Annotated in this window: 13 protein-coding genes and 2 pseudogenes; 13 read left to right on the top strand and 2 right to left on the bottom strand. The window is 55.9% G+C overall.

What is annotated here, in order from left to right:
- Positions 1-5 precede the first annotated feature (5 nt).
- From nuoN to dnaE, 12 genes and pseudogenes are all read left to right on the top strand, one after another.
- Positions 6-1,454: an NADH-quinone oxidoreductase subunit NuoN gene (gene nuoN / locus CPH65_RS20090; RefSeq protein ID WP_096175496.1), complete on the top strand. Its 1,449-nt coding sequence runs from the start codon at positions 6-8 to the stop codon at positions 1,452-1,454.
- 174 nt (positions 1,455-1,628) lie between these two features.
- Complete coding sequence (locus CPH65_RS20085; protein ID WP_096175495.1) at positions 1,629-2,396, top strand: biotin--[acetyl-CoA-carboxylase] ligase; 768 nt, start codon at positions 1,629-1,631, stop codon at positions 2,394-2,396.
- 122 nt (positions 2,397-2,518) lie between these two features.
- Complete coding sequence (locus CPH65_RS20080) at positions 2,519-4,183, top strand: ribonuclease J (RefSeq protein WP_096175494.1); 1,665 nt, start codon at positions 2,519-2,521, stop codon at positions 4,181-4,183.
- Between the two features lie 92 nt (positions 4,184-4,275).
- Positions 4,276-4,680 carry a methylmalonyl-CoA epimerase gene (mce, locus tag CPH65_RS20075; RefSeq protein WP_096176530.1) on the top strand — a complete coding sequence of 135 codons (405 nt, stop codon included), beginning with the start codon at positions 4,276-4,278 and terminating at the stop codon, positions 4,678-4,680.
- Between the two features lie 20 nt (positions 4,681-4,700).
- Positions 4,701-4,982, top strand: a complete 282-nt coding sequence (locus CPH65_RS20070) for a DUF1467 family protein (protein ID WP_096175493.1) — start codon at positions 4,701-4,703, stop codon at positions 4,980-4,982.
- A 204-nt stretch (positions 4,983-5,186) separates the two neighbouring features.
- The gene (locus CPH65_RS20065) at positions 5,187-5,546 is read left to right on the top strand and encodes a transposase (protein ID WP_096175492.1); all 360 of its coding nucleotides are present in this window, start codon (positions 5,187-5,189) and stop codon (positions 5,544-5,546) included.
- Between the two features lie 147 nt (positions 5,547-5,693).
- Positions 5,694-6,905, top strand: a pseudogene (locus tag CPH65_RS20060) (IS256 family transposase).
- A gap of 36 nt (positions 6,906-6,941) precedes the next feature.
- Positions 6,942-7,451: pseudogene (locus CPH65_RS20055) on the top strand (IS630 family transposase); the annotation flags it as partial.
- 635 nt (positions 7,452-8,086) lie between these two features.
- A complete protein-coding gene (proS, locus tag CPH65_RS20050; RefSeq protein ID WP_096176529.1) occupies positions 8,087-9,409 on the top strand; it encodes a proline--tRNA ligase in 1,323 nt (440 codons plus the stop codon).
- A gap of 68 nt (positions 9,410-9,477) precedes the next feature.
- Positions 9,478-10,746 (top strand): lipoprotein-releasing ABC transporter permease subunit, encoded by a 1,269-nt coding sequence (locus tag CPH65_RS20045; RefSeq protein ID WP_197703896.1) that lies wholly within the window; start codon positions 9,478-9,480, stop codon positions 10,744-10,746.
- A gap of 280 nt (positions 10,747-11,026) precedes the next feature.
- Complete coding sequence (locus CPH65_RS20040) at positions 11,027-11,692, top strand: ABC transporter ATP-binding protein (RefSeq protein ID WP_244574667.1); 666 nt, start codon at positions 11,027-11,029, stop codon at positions 11,690-11,692.
- A 599-nt stretch (positions 11,693-12,291) separates the two neighbouring features.
- Positions 12,292-15,768, top strand: a complete 3,477-nt coding sequence (dnaE, locus tag CPH65_RS20035) for a DNA polymerase III subunit alpha (protein ID WP_197703895.1) — start codon at positions 12,292-12,294, stop codon at positions 15,766-15,768.
- Positions 15,769-15,778: 10 nt separating this feature from the next.
- Here the strand turns inward: dnaE and CPH65_RS20030 are convergent, their stop codons facing one another.
- Positions 15,779-16,042, bottom strand: coding sequence for a LysR substrate-binding domain-containing protein (locus CPH65_RS20030; protein WP_096175491.1), 264 nt, complete (start codon positions 16,040-16,042; stop codon positions 15,779-15,781).
- Between the two features lie 62 nt (positions 16,043-16,104).
- Here CPH65_RS20030 and CPH65_RS20025 point away from each other — a divergent pair, with 62 nt between their 5' ends.
- A complete protein-coding gene (locus CPH65_RS20025; protein WP_256385199.1) occupies positions 16,105-16,968 on the top strand; it encodes an epimerase in 864 nt (287 codons plus the stop codon).
- A gap of 17 nt (positions 16,969-16,985) precedes the next feature.
- Here the strand turns inward: CPH65_RS20025 and CPH65_RS20020 are convergent, their stop codons facing one another.
- On the bottom strand, positions 16,986-17,906 hold the full coding sequence (locus tag CPH65_RS20020) for a DMT family transporter (protein WP_096175489.1): 921 nt from the start codon (positions 17,904-17,906) through the stop codon (positions 16,986-16,988).
- Positions 17,907-18,028: the final 122 nt, after the last annotated feature.

Genomic DNA, 18,028 nt, shown 5'->3' with positions numbered 1-18,028 from the left:
GAGACATGACCTCTGAACTGGCGATGCTACCGGATCTCATGCCGGCCCTGCCGGAAATCCTGCTGGCCGTGGGCGCTATGGTGCTGTTGATGATCGGCGCCTTCGGTGGTCCGCGCACAAGTCAGGTTGTGACCGGTCTTGCGGTGGCTTTGCTCATTATCGCCGGTGCCATTCTGCTACTCAATCCGAACACGACGGTGACCACCTTCAACGGTGCCTTCATTCAGGATCCGTTCGCCCGGCTGATGAAAATTCTGGTTCTGATCGGATCTGGCCTCGCGCTGGCCATGTCCGTTGCCTATGCGCGCGCGCAAAAGTTCGAAACCATCGAATATCCGGTGCTTATCACGCTTGCCACCGTGGGCATGCTGATGATGCTGTCCGCCAACGACATGATTGCCGCCTATTTGGGGCTTGAGCTGCAGTCGCTGGCGCTTTACGTGGTTGCCGCGATCAAACGAGACAGCGCGCGCGCCACGGAGGCGGGGCTCAAGTATTTTGTCCTCGGGTCCTTGTCCTCGGGCATGCTGCTTTACGGCATGAGCCTGATCTATGGCTTTACGGGCCAGACATCCTTCCCCGGTATTGCCGAAGCGCTGCATGTGGACGAAGCCAGCATCGGGGCCGTGTTCGGGCTTGTCTTCATTCTTGCCGGGCTGACCTTCAAGATCTCGGCAGTTCCCTTCCATATGTGGACGCCTGATGTCTATGAGGGGGCGCCGACACCGGTGACGGCTTTCTTTGCTGCAGCACCAAAGGTGGCCGCGATGGGCATGATCGTGCGCATCGTTTATGTCGCCTTTGACCCGATCGAGCTGCAATGGCAGCAGGTGATCGTTTTCGTCTCGATGCTGTCGATGGTGCTGGGGGCCTTTGCCGCGATTGGCCAGCGCAATATCAAGCGTCTTCTTGCCTATTCTTCGATTGGTCACATGGGTTATGCGCTCGTTGGTCTGGCGTCTGGCAATGCGGCAGGGGTTGAAGGGGTGATCGTTTACATGATCACCTATGTTGCCATGACGCTGGGGGCCTTTGCTGCTGTCCTGTCGATGCGCCGCAAGGAAGAGGGCATGGTCGAGCGGATCGAAGATCTATCCGGGTTGTCGCGGACGGATCTGCCGATGGCGTTCCTTATGGCGATCCTCATGTTCTCGCTTGCAGGCATTCCGCCGCTTGGCGGCTTCTTTGGCAAGCTGCTGGTCTTCAGTGCGGCCATTGAGGCGGGGCTCTATCCGCTGGCCGTGATCGGGGTTCTTTCCTCGGTTGTCGGGGCTTACTATTATCTGCGCATCGTCAAGATCATGTTCTTTGATGATCCGGCTCCGGTTTTCGAGAAAGCCTCGGGCGAATTGCGGCTGGTGCTCCTGCTCAGTGGCGCGTTCATGCTGACCATGGTGATATACATCGGACCGATCCGGGCACTGGCAGAGGAAGCGGCCAAAAGCTTCTTTTAGGGCTGACGGACGGGTCCGCTTTTTTCCTGTCTTTTACAAGACACATAAGGTCGGCTATGATATGAGAGGTTTGCCCGGGGGTCTCTCCGGGCATCTTCATATGTGATGGATTGATAAAATGATCGACCGTTTGAGTGCCTAGCACCGGATGGTGACCAATTTCGTGAGCAATCTTTGGTAACAATTCCCGAATCCTATCGTCATATCGCCTTTGACACTATCGGCTCGACAAATCAGCATGCTCTGTCGCTCGCTCTCAAGGGAGAGGCGGGTAATCTCTGGGTGACGGCCGGGGAACAGACCAGCGGGGTCGGGCGACGCGGGCGGGCCTGGTCATCGGAACCGGGCAATCTGTTTGCCAGCCTCCTGCTGATTGATCCGGCTCCTATGAGGGGAATCGGGCATTTGCCCCTGTTGACGGCGACTGCTGTCCATCGGGCCGTCGAGGATGTCATGCCGCCCCATGTGCGAGCCCGGTTGCGCATCAAATGGCCCAATGACCTGTTGTGGGGCGACAGCAAAATTTGCGGCATCCTGCTTGAAAACATGCCGCTTGGGGATGGGCGACAGGCCGTTGTGATCGGCATCGGCGTCAATTGCCGCAAGCATCCCGACAAGACAGAAGGGCTTTCGGCTGCCGATCTGTCGCAAACCAGCGGCTATGATGTTGCACCAGAAAGCCTGTTTGAACGATTGGCCGCGCATATGGCCGAGCGTCTGTCGGTCTGGGACCGCGGCAACGGGCTTGGCCTGATCCGCGAGGATTGGCTTTATCGCGCGCGCGGTGTCGGAGAGCGGGTTGTGGTGCGTTTGCCGAATGAAGAAATCGAGGGCCTTTTCGAACGTCTTGACGAGAGCGGCGGACTTGTTCTGCGCCTTGCGGACGGCAGTGATCGGGTGATCTATGCCGGTGACGTTTTCTGGCCCAGCGTGACACATTAAGGCGCTGGAGCAGCTTTCAAGACCGTTCGGTCGCGAGAATGCGCAAACTCACTGATCTATGGACAGACACGGTGAGCCAGCTTGTCTTCAAAGCGTCCCTGAGGGCGCGGAACGAGAGAATAATGGAATCGTCTGAACTGGTTTTCATGCCCTTGGGTGGCGTGGGTGAGATTGGCATGAATATGGCGCTTTACGGCATTGGGCCGGAAGGTGACAAGCGCTGGATCATTGTGGATTTTGGTGTTGCCTTTGCGCATGAGGCGCATCCCGGCGCTGATCTGATCTTTGCCGATATTCGTTTTCTGGAATCCGAGCGGGACCGCATTGATGGCATCTTTATCACCCATGGCCACGAAGACCATTTCGGGGCGCTTTTCTCCTTGTGGGATCGGCTGGGTGTGCCGGTTTATGGCTCCGGCTTCGTGGCCGATCTGGTCGAAGCAAAAGGTGAGTCCGAACCCTACGCCCCACCCATTCCCGTGACCCGGGTGGAGCAGGGAAGCCGCGTTCAGGTTGGTCCCTTTAATGTTGAATTCGTGGCGATGTCCCACTCTATCCCTGAAGGCAACGCGCTTGCGATCCGCACCGAATTTGGGCTTGTTTTGCATTCCGGGGACTGGAAGCTTGATGACAATCCCGGCGTTGGCCCCTCCACGGATGTGGGGCGGTTGATCGAATTGGGCAAGGAAGGCGTTTTGGCGCTTGTCTGTGATTCGACCAACGCTTTGACTGAAGGCTCTTCCATTTCGGAGAAAGAGGTCGAGGCGGAACTGACCCGCCAGATTGCCAAGGCAAAGCATCGCGTGGCCGTGACGACCTTTGCCTCGAATGTGGCGCGGGTGCAGGCGATTGCGCGGGCAGCACGTGCCAATGACCGGCAGTGTGTGGTTGTGGGCCGGGCGCTTTGGCGTTTCATTGAGGTGGCTCAGGAGCAGGGTTATTTGCAGGATGTGCCGGAGTTTCTGTCCGATGACGACTATGGCTATCTGCCGCGCGAGAATGTCGTTGCGATCCTCACCGGCTCGCAAGGGGAGAAACGGGCAGCGCTCGCGCGTGTTGCCGCCGGTGAACACCCCAATGTGCAGCTGTCGAAAGGCGATCGGGTGATCCTGTCATCCAAGGCCATTCCGGGCAATGAACGCGGCATCAATGAGGTAATCAACAATCTGGCCCGGCTAGATGTCGATGTGATCACCGAAAAGGACGCGCCCGTGCATGTCTCGGGTCACCCCAAACGGGACGATCTGCGCAAGCTCTATGAATGGGTGCAACCCCGAATCTCAGTTCCGGTTCATGGCGAGGAGATGCACCTGAAGGCGCATGGAGATCTGGCGCGTGATATGGGTGTGCGTGAGGTTCTGCATGTGCGCAATGGCTGGATGGCGCGTCTTGCCGGTGGTAAGGTCAAGAGCTGGGACGAATATCTGGGTGGCCGACTCTACAAGGATGGGGCGCTCATTGGCACATTCGAAGAGATGGGCATTCAGGAGCGACGCAAGCTGTCGTTCGTGGGCCACATCGCGGTCGCCATCACGGTCAACCGGCAGGGGGATATCCTTGGACATCCCCAGATGGCGCTCAATGGAATCCCGGACCGGGACAAAGATGACAGGCTGTTTATCGAGATCGTAGAGGCCGGAATCTTCGGCGCGCTCAAGGGAATGCCAGCCAAGAAGCGTAAAGATGTTGATATTTTGCGAGAAGCGGTCCGTCGATCGGTCAGGTCTGAGGTCAATCAATGCTGGTCCAAAAAGCCAGTTGTATCGGTAATGATCAACCTTGTATGAACAGGGCGGTGAATTTTCCTTGTGACTGATCAGGCATCCCTCCCTTTGCGAGCCTGATGCTGCACAAGCGGTACTGAGAAAGGATGAAGGAAATGATTGGTCGTTTGAACCATGTTGCGATTGCTGTTCCGGATATGAAAGCCGGGGTTGCCACCTATGGCGGAACCCTTGGTGCCAAGGTCTCCGAACCGCAGGATGAGCCGGATCATGGCGTGAAAGTCGTGTTCGTCGAGCTTCCGAACACCAAAGTCGAGCTGCTGGAGCCGCTTGGCGAAAACAGCCCGATTGCGAAATTCCTCGAGAAAAACCCGATGGGTGGCATTCATCATGTCTGCTACGAAGTGGAAGACCTGATTGCTGCCCGCGACAAGCTGAAAGCCGAAGGCGCACGCGTTCTTGGTGATGGCGAGCCGAAAATCGGTGCCCATGGCAAACCGGTTCTCTTCCTGCATCCCAAGGATTTCTGCGGCACCCTTACTGAGCTGGAACAGATCTGAGGATCAGACAGGATTGCTGAATGAGTCTGGTTAGTGGCCTTGCCATCTACTTTGTCATCTGGTGGATCGCCTTGTTGCTCGTGCTTCCGTTTGGCGTGAAAACGCAAGTGGACTCGAGCGAGCAGGAACGGCATCTTGGAACGACGAAAAGCGCTCCGACAAAACCCATGATGGTCAGAAAGATACTGGCAACCACGATCCTGGCAGCAGTCTTGTTCGGGCTGTATTACACAGCCATCGAAGTCTGGGGCTTTGGGCTTGAGGATCTCGATTTCCTGCCCATGCCCGACAGTTTGAGATAAGGCATCCGACAGGGTGATCTGATGCGGGCCGGGTTCGGCAAGCCAGATAAATCGAAGACAAGATGAGACGGGTCGTTGCCACATGTGCGGCGGCCCGTTTTTTATGCGTTTTTGACTGGAAAGGCTAAAGCGTGTCGCAGTTAATGAGATTCAGGATTCCCATTTTTTGCCAATTGTGATTCCCTTTGAGAAAAGGGGATCATCATGGGCAAATCACTTCCTATTGCATTGCGCGAACGTGTTGCTTCATTTGTTGATGCCGGTCATTCGCATCGGGCAGCCGCCAGCCATTTCCGCGTGTCACCACGGTTTGTCAATAACCTGATGCTTCTCAAGAAAGAGACGGGTTCTGTGCAGCCTCGCAAGCAAGGCCGACCAGACAAAGGCAAGTTGGGTGTGCATCATGAATGGATCACAAGGCGCATGTCTGAGAATGGCGATCTGACGCTTGATGAGCTTTGTCTGGAATTGGCTGAACGCGGGGTCCATGTGCATCGCTCCAGCGTTGGGCGCCTGCTTAACAGGCTCGGCCTGAGCCATAAAAAAAAGTCTGGTAGCCACTGAACAGCTACGGGCCGCGATTGCTCATGATCGGTATGTATGGATCAATCAGCGCCGGCCTTTCTTCAACAAAGCATTGTCCCGATTGATCTGGGACTATGGAGAATTTTGTGCCCTGGCGTGGTAACTCTAATATGAGGAGACCCACGTATGAGCATCGACAAAGCCCTTTTGGATCATCTGATGGAAGGCCGCAAAGCGGGCGATCTGTTCGGAGAGGACGGGATTCTGCAAGAACTGACCAAGGCGCTGGCCGAACGAGCCCTGAGCGCCGAACTGGACGAGCATCTGACCGAAGAACGCGCCGATGCGCCGCCTGAAGGCGCGAACCAGGCGCCAAATCGTCGCAATGGCCGCAGCCAGAAGACGGTGACGACCGACAGCGGGAAGGTCATTCTCGACATTCCCCGTGACCGCAACGGCAGCTTTGATCCGCTGCTGATCGCCAAGTATCAGCGCCGCTTTCCCGAGTTCGACACCAAGATCATCAGCATGTACGCGCGCGGGATGACGACCCGCGAGATCCAGGGGCATATCGAGGATATCTATGGTATAGAGGCGTCCCCGAGCCTGATTTCGGCGATCACCGATGCCGTGATGGAGGAAGTGACCGCCTGGCAGAACCGCCCGCTGGAACCGTGTTATCCGATTGTGTTCATGGACGCGATCCGGGTCAAGATCCGCACCGACGGCGTGGTTCTGAACAAGGCGGTTTTTGTGGCCCTGGCTGTTCTCCCGGACGGCACCCGCGACGTTCTGGGGCTTTGGTTCCAGGCCAATGAGGGTGCCAAGTTCTGGGCTAAAGTTCTCAGCGATCTGCGCAACCGTGGCGTTCAGGACATTCTCATCGCCGTCGTGGACGGTCTGAAGGGCTTCCCCCAGGCCATCGAGGCAGCCTTTCCTCAGACCCAGGTCTAGACCTGTATCGTGCATCTGCTGCGCCATTCCATGAGCTTTGCCAGCTACAAGGATCGCAAGGCCGTCGCAGCGGCTCTTAAGGCTGTCTACACCGCTGTGGACGCGACTGCGCTGGCGGAGTTCGAAAACAGCGACCTTGCCGCCAAATACCCGGCAATCGCGCCGAGTTGGCGCCGGGCCTGGAACGAGGTGATCCCGTTCCTCGACTATCCGCCCCAGGTGCGCAGGCTGATCTACACCACGAACGCCATTGAAGCACTGAACTCGAAAATCCGCCGGGCCGTTCGCTCCCGCGGGCATTTCCCCAGTGACGAGGCAGCTGCGAAATTGATTTATCTCGCCCTGAATGCTACTTCTGTGGAATGGAAACGCTCCGTGCGCGAATGGCACTCAATGAAAAGCCAATTCGCCATAATGTTCGAAGATCGTTTCCCAATGGCGTAATTAATGCGCCAGGGCACAAAATTCTGCATAGCCACATTGATCTTTATCGATGAGACATCAACCAACACGAAGCTGACCAAACGGTCTGGATGGTCACCAAAAGGACAGCGCTATCGCGCTCACGCTTCTTTTGGTCATTGGAAATCCCAGACCTTCATCGCTGGTTTGAGATCCCGTGGGATGGTTGCGCCCTGGATCGTCAATGCTCCGATGAACCGACGTATCTTTGAAACTTGGATTGAAACTCAACTACTGCCGACCCTGTCAGCTGGCGACATCGTCATCCTCGATAATGTCGCCTTCCACAAAAGTGAGAAAGCTCAAAAGCTCGTCAAATCAAAGGGAGCATGGCTGCTGTTTCTTCCGCCATATTCACCGGACCTCAATCCCATCGAAATGGCATATTCCAAACTCAAGACACTGCTGCGCAAGCGAGCAGCCAGAAGCTTCGATACAATCTCAGACGCGATCGGTGACATTTGTGACCTCTATTCTGCCAAGGAGTGTCTGAACTACTTCAAAGCTGCCGGGTATGAGGTCAATTAATTGCGATATGCTTTAGAACAGGTCTGATGTGTCACACAATTGTAACCGGCGGCCCCTAGGAAAGGGTCAATAGACCTGACGTACTTTGCGGAACAAAAAAAACAAGGCTCGAAAGCCTTGTTTTGTAAGTAATCGCGACGTGATCTCGATGCTCGACTTTGCTTTTTGGCTAGTTAGAGCGGCAGCAGCGTGAAAGCGCGCCAGAGATCTGTATCCTCCCAAGACATTTTCGCGCGAGGTGAGATAAACGTGGTGAGCGTATCTCTTATAATTATGAGCCGGAGATTAGTCCCATTCCCGACATTTGTCATTACCCTTTTTTGTCAATTGCGTCATTTTTCTCACATTAGTCACTATTTTTGGTTTTAAAAACCATAAGTAGCTTTTTGGACGGCTTTGTAGCGTTTCTCGCGCATGGCTCGTTTTCGGCTTTCTCTTTGAATATTGCCAATTTTGACGATCCTGTGCAGTTGAGAGTTGTTGCGACTCGCATGTCGATAATGGGTGTGGAAAGATCAATCTCGGTCTATAAAGGCGATAAACATCAACAACTGGCTTGAAATTGCCGCTGTCTAGATGCGATACCGATCAATCAAGCCTGTATGACTCAGACCATCCACAAAGAGCCAAGCCTCATGCGTCTTTCCCGATATTTTCTGCCCATTCTGAAAGAGACCCCTAAAGAGGCGGAAATCGTCTCTCACCGCTACATGTTGCGTGCGGGTATGATCCGCCAGCAGCAGGCCGGCATCTACAGCTGGTTGCCGCTTGGTTTGCGCGTGCTGCGCAAGATCGAGCAGATCGTGCGGGAAGAGCAAAATCGCTCTGGTGCGGTTGAACTTCTGATGCCGACCATGCAGCCCGCTGAGCTCTGGAAGGAAAGCGGTCGTTACGATGACTATGGCAAGGAAATGTTGCGCATCGTCGATCGTCATGAGCGGGACATGTTGTTCGGACCGACCAACGAAGAGATGATCACCGACATCTTCCGCACCTATGTGAAGTCCTACAAGGATCTGCCGCTCAATCTCTATCATATCCAGTGGAAATTCCGGGATGAGATTCGCCCGCGCTTTGGCGTGATGCGTGGTCGCGAGTTCCTGATGAAGGATGCCTACAGCTTCGACATGGACGAAGCACGGGCGAGGGAAGCCTATCATCGCATGTTCGTTGCCTACCTTCGGACCTTCAAGCGACTTGGTATGACTGCCATTCCGATGAAGGCTGACACCGGCCCGATCGGCGGCGATCTCAGCCATGAATTCATCATTCTTGCTGACACGGGCGAGAGCGAGGTTTTCTGCCACAAGAGCTATCTCGACAAACCTGTTCCGGGCGATGACCTCGACTTCATGGGCGATCTCAGCGATATCGTCAAAGACTGGACGAGCGAATATGCCGCGACGGACGAGATGCATGATGAAGCGGCCTTCAATGCGATCCCTGAAGCGGATCGGATTGCTGCGCGCGGCATCGAGGTGGGGCATATCTTCTATTTTGGCACCAAATATTCGGACAAGATGGGCGCCAGCGTGATGGCCGCCGATGGCAAGGACTATCCTGTGCACATGGGGTCCTACGGCGTGGGTGTTTCGCGCTTGCTGGGCGGAATCATTGAAGCAAGCCATGACGAAAACGGCATCATCTGGCCGAAATCCGTCGCGCCATTCGATATCGGCCTGATCAACATGAAGGCCGAAAGCGAGGAAACCAGCGCTGTCAGTGAACAGCTCTACGAACGCCTTGGAAATGCCGGATTTGATGTTCTCTATGACGACCGCACCGGACAGGCTGGTGCCAAATTCGCCACCATGGATCTGATCGGCCTGCCGACACAAGTGATTGTCGGGCCGCGAGGTCTGAAGTCGAATGAAGTGGAAATCAAGGATCGCGCCACTGGCGAACGTGAAATGGTTTCCCTCGATGCGGTCGTAGATCGTATCATTGCAAGCAATTGATTCGACTAAACTGCACAAAGATTGGTCCGGCAGATTACTGATCCGGGCCACTCTGTCTGGAGAAGTTCATGTCCGCGTCAGAAGGCCAGCGACCATTCACCCTATTTGAGTGGATGATGGCATTCCGTTACTTGCGTTCGCGCAGGCGGGAGGCATTCATCTCCATTATTTCCTGGTTGTCCTTTTTCGGCATCATGCTGGGCGTTGCGACGCTTATCATCGTGATGGCCGTGATGAACGGGTTTCGCACGGAGCTGCTGGACAAAATCCTCGGGATCAACGGCCATCTGGTCATTCAGCCCATCGACAAGGATTTTACCGACTACAAGGACATGGTGACGCGCATTGAGGGCGTGGATGGCGTGTCGTTCGCCATCCCCTTTGTCGAAGGCCAGATTTTGGCCTCTGCGGCGGGTGGATCATCGGGTGCGCTCGTGCGCGGTATGACCGAGGCTGATATCAAGAAACTGAATCTCGTCTCACAAAAAGTCCTTCAGGGCTCGTTTGATGACTTTGATGATCAGGAGGGCATCGCCCTTGGCTCGCGTCTTGCGCGGACGCTCGGGGTTGTTGCAGGTGACAGCGTCAAGCTGATCTCGCCCAATGGTGCGGTCACGCCCATGGGTGTGGCACCGCGCATCAAGGCCTATCCGGTCAAGGCGGTGTTCGAGATCGGCATGAGCGAGTATGACGGCACCTTCATTTTCATGCCGCTCGAACATGCCCAGACCTATTTCAATCATGACGGCAAGGCATCTGCAATCGAGGTCTATGTCGATGATCCCGACGCTGTTGGTGCGATCCGTCCTGCGATTGAAGAAGCGCTGGGGCGACAGGTCTATATCACCGATTGGCGCTTTCGCAATGTCACCTTCTTCTCTGCGCTCGAGGTGGAGCGCAATCTGATGTTCATCATCCTCACGCTGATCATTCTGGTTGCGGCCCTCAACATCATTTCCGGCCTGATCATGCTGGTTAAGGACAAGGGCAGCGATATCGCGATCCTCAGGACAATGGGCGCGACACGATCCTCGATCATGCGCATTTTCATGATCACCGGAGCGGCCATCGGCTTTGTCGGAACGATGGCTGGGTTTGCGCTCGGGTTGGTTGTTTGCCTGAATATCGAGAGTATCCGCCAGTTTGTTTCCTGGATAACCAGCACCGAGTTGTTCTCGCCGGAGCTGTATTTCCTGTCAAAGCTGCCAGCGGAAATGAATTTCACCGAGACCGTTTCCGTTCTGATCATCGCCTTGCTGCTTTCTTTCCTGGCAACGCTCTATCCGGCCTGGCGTGCCGCGACCCTCGATCCGGTGGAGGCGCTGCGCTATGAATAAAAGGAAGAGTTTCTTTTGGCCTGTGCTGTCTGAAGAAGAGAAAAAGAAAAGCGTGAAGGACGTGTCTGGGCGCGGCGTTTTTTCCGGTCTGACCGGACGCGGCGCTGAGGCTGCAGAGCAAACGTATGTGCCGGTGATGCCAACCTCTGTCTCTCAAACCTCGGAAATGCCCCCCTCAGAGGGCGCCAACTACGCCGGGGCAGGGCCGTCCGGGCAGGCGGATGAGGTCAGCGATTTCGCCTATACGGGTGCGCCAGTCGATCACAGGGGAGAGCCGCTATTGGCGCTTCGCAATGTGACACGCTACTATGAGCAGGCCGAAAACAAGCTTATGGTGCTCGATGACATTGATCTGTCGGTGTATGCGGGCGAAATGGTTGCTCTTGTTGCGCCATCAGGGGCTGGCAAGTCGACCTTGTTGCATGTGGCGGGCCTTCTGGAACGACCGAACGAAGGTGAAGTTTATATCGCAGGTAAGGCCCAGAGTAATGCGCCTGACCGGGCTCGCACCCTTACGCGGCGCAACGAGATTGGGTTCGTCTACCAGTTTCACCACCTGCTCGCGGAGTTCTCGGCCATCGAGAATGTCGTGCTGCCGCAGTTGATCCATGGCGAAAAGCTCGGCGAAGCCGAAAGCCGGGCCAAGGAACTGCTCAGTTATATGAGAATCGATCACCGGGGTTCGCATCGTCCTGCCGAGTTGTCCGGGGGTGAGCAACAGAGGGTGGCCATTGCCCGTGCCATGGCAAACGCGCCGCGCGTTCTGTTCGCTGACGAGCCGACTGGCAACCTCGATCCGACCACGTCGGAATATGTGTTCAAGGCGCTCAATTCACTGGTCAAGCAATCTGGCATCGCCGCGCTTGTGGCCACGCACAATCTGTTTCTTGCCGAGCGCATGGATCGACAGATCACCCTTGTTGATGGCAAGGTTGTCGAGCTTTAGCCCTTTTCTTTTTCACACCTCGATTTATCCGCAGCTGTTCGGCTGGCGGTGACCTGACAGGTGTGTCCATTTGTTGATCAGGCTGTGGAGCAGCTGAGGATAAGCTGTGTCCTAAAGTGAGCCCATACTCACGTCTTCCAAACGCTGTCCACGCCTTGTGGATGCGTGGCATGGATACTGCTGCCACTGGAACAGTTTGTGAACAATTTGTGCTTTTCCGCTTGTAACTTTCTGTAAATGCTAATTTTTCCAGTGACAGCATTCTGTCGAAAAATGTCTTGAATAAAGAACAAAACAAATACATAATGGGTTTAAATAGAGAACGAACCTTAGGGGATTTCAATGCTTATTCGTGATGTACTCGCTCTTGGCTCGCTGGTTACCTTCATGTCCATGTTGACGGTGTGGACGCAAATTCTCGTTTAGTGGATGGACTGTTGATATCTTGGCTTGCTTTTGCGTGAGGATCAGCGGGGGCTGGGTATAAACACGAAAAGCATGCTGGCTGGCTATGCGACTCGCAGGTCATTTTCTATTCTCTTGTCTTTCATGCTGCCTTCGCAGCGCGTAACCGATCATGATCAAGAGGCTGGAGTGTTATGTCTGAGATGCCGACGACGGAAGGGGCGGTAACTGGGGTCTCAAGCGATCTCAAATTCCTGCACCTTCATGTTCACTCTGCCTACTCTCTTCTGGAAGGGGCCTTGCCGGTTGGCAAGCTGATCAAGACGGCCAAGGCGGCTGAGATGCCTGCCGTGGCCATTACGGACACACGAAACCTTTTCGGGGCGCTGGAGTTTTCGCAAAAAGCGGCGGGCGAGGGCCTGCAGCCGATTCTGGGGTGTCAGGTCGAGGTCGACTTTCACGACGGAGATTTCGGCGGTGTCGGCCATACCCACTTTCCAACCCTCGTGCTGATCGGAGCGACCGACACCGGATGGTCTAATCTGGTGCGTCTCGTATCCCGGTCCTTCCTTCAGCCGCACGATGACCAGGACCCCCATGTTCTCGTCGAGGACCTCGCGGAGTTCGCCGAGGGTGTCATCTGCCTGACTGGCGGTGGCAATGGTCCGGTTGATCGGCTTTTGTTCAATCATCATACCGATTCTGCGCGCCACCGGCTCAAGGCTCTTCACGATATTTACGAGGATCGCCTTTATGTTGAGATCATGCGCCACGGTATGGCTCATGAGGCAATTGTGGAGCCGCAGATTCTTGATCTCGCCTATGCGTTGGCCATTCCGCTGGTTGCGACCAACGATGTCTACTTCGCCGAGCGGGACGATTTCGAAGCCCATGATGCGCTGATTGCGATTGCCGCGGGTAAAGTCCTCATTCAGGATGATCGACGCCAACTCACCGCAGAGCATTATTTCAAGTCTCAGGATGAAATGGCAGCGCTCTTCTCCGATCTGCCAGAGGCGCTGGAAAACACCATCGAGATTGCGCGTCGCTGCAGCACGCGTGCCCGGACCATCAATCCCATTTTGCCCCGTTTTGCCGGTGCTGACGCCGACCCGGAAGAAGCGGAGCGTCACGAGGCGGCTGAGTTGAGACGGCAGGCTAAGGAAGGCCTACAGCAGCGACTTGATGTTTATGGTTTGGCGCCGGGCAAGGAAGAAAAAGACTATTGGGATCGCCTCGAATTCGAACTTGATATCATTCAATCCATGAAGTTTCCGGGCTATTTCCTTATCGTCTCTGACTTTATCAAATGGGCAAAGGATCAAGATATTCCGGTGGGGCCGGGGCGTGGTTCGGGTGCAGGCTCAGTCGTGGCCTGGTCGCTGACCATTACTGACCTTGATCCCTTGCGCTTTGCGCTGCTTTTCGAACGCTTTCTCAACCCAGAACGCGTCTCGATGCCTGACTTTGACATCGACTTCTGTCAGGACCGGCGCGAGGAAGTGATCCACTATGTTCAAGGCAAGTATGGTCGGGACAATGTGGGGCAGATCATTACTTATGGAACGCTGCAGGCGCGCGCCGTTTTGCGCGACGTTGGTCGTGTCCTTCAGATGCCGTTCGGGCAGGTCGACAAGCTGTGCAAGATGGTCCCCATGAAAGGGGCCGTATCGGTTTCGCTCCCTGAAGCACTTCAGCAGGAGCCGCGCCTCAAGGAAGCCCGACAGCAAGAAGAGATCGTTGATCGCCTGATCAACATTTCGCTCAAACTCGAGGGACTATATCGGCATGCGTCGACCCATGCGGCGGGGATCGTAATCGGCGACCGCTCGCTCGACAAGCTGGTCCCCATGTACCGGGACCCGCGTTCCGACATGCCGGTGACGCAATATAACATGAAGTGGGTGGAACAGGCCGGGCTGGTCAAGTTCGACTTTTTGGGCCTCAAGACACTGACGGTTCTACAAACCGCCGTTCGGTTCGTGGCACAGCGCGGGATCGAGATCAATCTGGCGGAAATCCCCATTGACGATCCTGCGTCCTATGAAATTCTTGCCAAGGGTGAAACCGTCGGCGTGTTCCAGCTGGAAAGTATGGGCATGCGCAAGGCCCTGCTCGACATGCAGCCTGACCAGTTCGAGGACATCATTGCTATTGTGGCGCTCTACCGGCCCGGCCCGATGGCCAACATTCCGGTCTATTGCGCGCGCAAGAGGGGCGAGGAAAAGCCCGACTATCTGCATGAGCTGCTTGAGCCCGTGCTCAAGGAGACCTACGGCATCATCATCTATCAGGAACAAGTGATGCAGATCGCCCAGATCCTGTCGGGCTATTCTCTTGGCCAAGCTGATATGCTGCGCCGCGCGATGGGTAAGAAAATCCGCGAGGAGATGGAAAAGCAGCGGGTCTTTTTCTGTGATGGTGCCGAGGAGCGCGGGGTGCCGCGTGAACAGGCCTCCGAGATCTATGACCTTGTTGCCAAGTTTGCCGACTATGGCTTCAACAAGTCACACGCCGCCGCCTATGCGCTCGTCGCCTATCAGACGGCTTATATGAAGGCGAATTATCCGGTCGAGTTCCTCGCCGGGATCATGACGCTGGATATGAACAACACCGACAAACTGGCCGAATATCGCCGGGATGCCATTCGTCTTGGCATCGAGGTACGGCCGCCATCGATCAACGAGTCCGGTGTTGAATTTGTCGTGAAGGATGGTGCAATCATCTATTCCATGGCGGCGATCAAGGGCGTTGGCCACCCCGCGGCCGAGCACATCATGGACGTGCGGGGCGACAAGCCGTTCAAGGATCTGGCCGATTTTGCCAAACGCATCAGCCCGCGTGTTCTGAACAAGCGGACCATCGAAAACCTTGCTGCGGCCGGGACATTCGATGTGCTGAGCCCCAACAGGGCTCAAGTGGTTGCGGCTGTTGATGTCATCATGGGGGAAGCGGCGAGCCACGCCCGGGATTCGTCTTCGGGGCAGGGAGGCTTGTTTGGTGAGGAAGAGGCCGCGCCGTTGCCCATGCCCAATGCGCGTCCGTGGACCAATGAGGAAAAGCTTCAGAAAGAATATAGCGTCATTGGCTTTTATCTGTCAGCTCATCCGCTTGATGACTACACCCCTCAGCTTGAGAAAATGCGCGTCCAGTTCTGGCAACCTTTTGAGGCTGCCGTAAAGCAGGGAGCGAGCGCGGGGCGTTTGGCCGGCACCATTACCGGTCGTCAGGAGCGCAAGACCAAGACTGGGAACCGCATGGGGATCATCAATATTTCTGACCCCACCGGGGCCTATGAGGCGGTGCTGTTCTCTGAAGCCCTGCATCGGTTCCGCGATATGCTTGAGCCGGGCAAGACGGTCATTCTGGAGGTCGGTGCAGATCTCAGGCCTGAGGGCGTTTCGGTGCGCATCAACAATGTGCGACCTCTTGATGGCGGCAGCATCCAGAAGAGCATGCGGGTGTTTGTGCGCGACCCCAAACCCCTTACATCGCTCAAGGCACAGCTTGATGACAGAGGGGATGGAGACGTATCTGTCATCGTGATGCTGGACGACGGCGACTGCGAAGTCGAAATGCGGATCAACGGGAAATATTATGTTTCGCCGGAAGTGGGCCGTGCGATGAAAGCCATTCCCGGTGTTGTCGATGTCGAAGTGGGTGCCGGCTAAGCGGGTGGGGTTAGCGATAGGTCTTGAACCCCTCGACCAACCGGTCAAAAAGCGCTCGAACCTTGGGGACATGACGCAAGTCTTCATGGGTGACGACCCATGTATCAAGACGGGGAAGCTCGAGGTCGGGGAGCAGTATCTGAAGGCGCGGATCGGTTTTGATCGTCGGGATCTGGGCGATTGCGATCCCCAGCCCTGCGCGGGCAGCGGCGAGCATGGCCGGATGACTGTCGCATCGCATGACCCAATTGCTGGCCTCCATGGTCCCGTCCATAGATTTCACAAAAGCGATGTCGGGTACGCTGCGGTCCGGTCCGATAAGAGCGTGGATGGCAGGTGCGCGGAATGGTGCGCAATCTGGAAAAATCACAAGCGGCGTCAAGCACCCCCATCGAGTGGATCAGGGGCGATGCTCTGGTTCTTGATGATGTGATGCGTGCCGCTGATGGGGTGAGTGTGATTGTTCATGCGGTGAACCCTCCCGGCTACCAAAACTGGGACAAGCTGGTGATGCCGATGCTGGAAAACAGCATCGCTGCCGCCCGGTCCGTGGGCGGTGCGCGCCTCGTGTTGCAGGGCACGATATACAATTTTGATGCAGCAAGCCATGGCGTCATCGATGAAATGACCGAGCAGGACGGCAACAGCCGCAAGGGCCGGATCAGGGTTGAAATGGAACGTGCGTTGCGGGCAGTTTCAGCCGAAGTGCCGGTGCTCATCCTCAGAGCCGGCGACTTCTTTGGTCCAGGCGCTGGTTCTAGCTGGTTTTCTCAGGCCATGGTGGCAAGAGGAAAGCGGTTGAAACGCATTGTCAATCCGGCGATCCGGGCCGGGCACAGCTGGGCCTATCTGCCTGATCTTGGTGAAGCCTTCGCCATGTTACTGGATCGGGAGGCTGAGTTGCTTCCTTTCGAGGTGGTGCATTTTGAGGGCATCTATGACGATACGGGCCTCGTGATGACCGGCGGCATAAGACAGGCGGTTGGCCGAAAACTGCCGGTCTGGTCGATGCCGTGGTGGCTTTTTCGGCTTCTGGCCCCATTTGGCGGGTTCCCGCGTGAAGTGGCCGAGATCATTCCGCATTGGAAATATCCCTTGCGGCTCGATAATCACCGCCTCCTTACGCTTCTGGGGGCCGAACCAAGAACAGAGCCGTTTGACGCCATCCGTGCGGCCCTGTCGGATCTTGGGTGTTCATAAGGTATGGGCCCGGGTCGTTATGAAGAGGCAACCGTCTCTGCATCCTTGGCGATGGGCGCTGTGCGGCGGGGTCGGCGGCTGGGGGCGAAGATGACGATGTTGCCCAGAAGCGCGAGGCCAAGTCCCACAAAGCCTGTCCAGTGCCAGACATAGCCTTCAAACACGGTCGACAAGCCAAGGGCGATGATCGGGAACAGGACGGTGGCATAGGCCGCGCGCGCCGACCCGATCCGGGCGACCAGAATGAGATATGTGCTGAAGCCAACAATCGAACCGATGGCCGCGAGATAAAGCAGCGCTCCCAGATAGGTGGCGTCTGGAGGGGCTATGAGTGGTGTTCCCGTGAGTATGATGAGCAGCATCAGGACAATCGCGCCATAGCTCATGGCCCAGGCGTTGGCGAAGACAGGAGAGATGCCTTCCCTGCTGTTGCGACGCGAGACCATGTTGCCAAGGGAAAAGAACAGGGTGCCCAGCATGGCAAGGCCGACGCCGGTCAGCGTGCCTGATGCATCAGCATCAAGGATGTCACGGCCGAACAGCAGCACCAGTCCACTGATACCGAGCAGGCTGGCAAGAATGACCTTGCCGCTGATTCTCTCACCATAGAAAATCCGGGCGTTGAGGGCATTGAAGATGGTGGACAGCGAGAAGATCAACGATTCCAATCCCGACGGGATGTAGTGAACGGCATGATAAAAGCAGATGAAATTGAGGCTGAAGAGGCAGAGGGCCTGTGCCACGAGCCAGACTTGATGCTCGCGTTTTGGCAGACGCAAGCGACCGGTTACGGCCAGAATGAACAGAAAGAGGATGCCGGCGAGGGCAAACCGATAGAAAACAGAGACAAGCACGGGGACTGGGCCAGCCTGCAATGCAATGGCGAGCCATGTCGTACCCCAGATGAGCACAGTGGAGAGAAAAAGAACCGGGATCATGTTGGAAACCTCGAAGATTGGATCCTACATGTAGCGCCAGATGTGGTTTGTCTTTTGCACGATCTTGCGGTGAATGATCCGGCGCGCCAATAGAGGGCTTGGTGCCTTGTGTTTGTCGGTGC

Source organism: Cohaesibacter sp. ES.047, assembly GCF_900215505.1.
Taxonomy (GTDB): Bacteria; Pseudomonadota; Alphaproteobacteria; order Rhizobiales; family Cohaesibacteraceae; genus Cohaesibacter.
The sequence above is the reverse complement of the archived record's forward strand: the minus strand, read 5'-3'. Positions and strand labels throughout refer to the sequence as shown.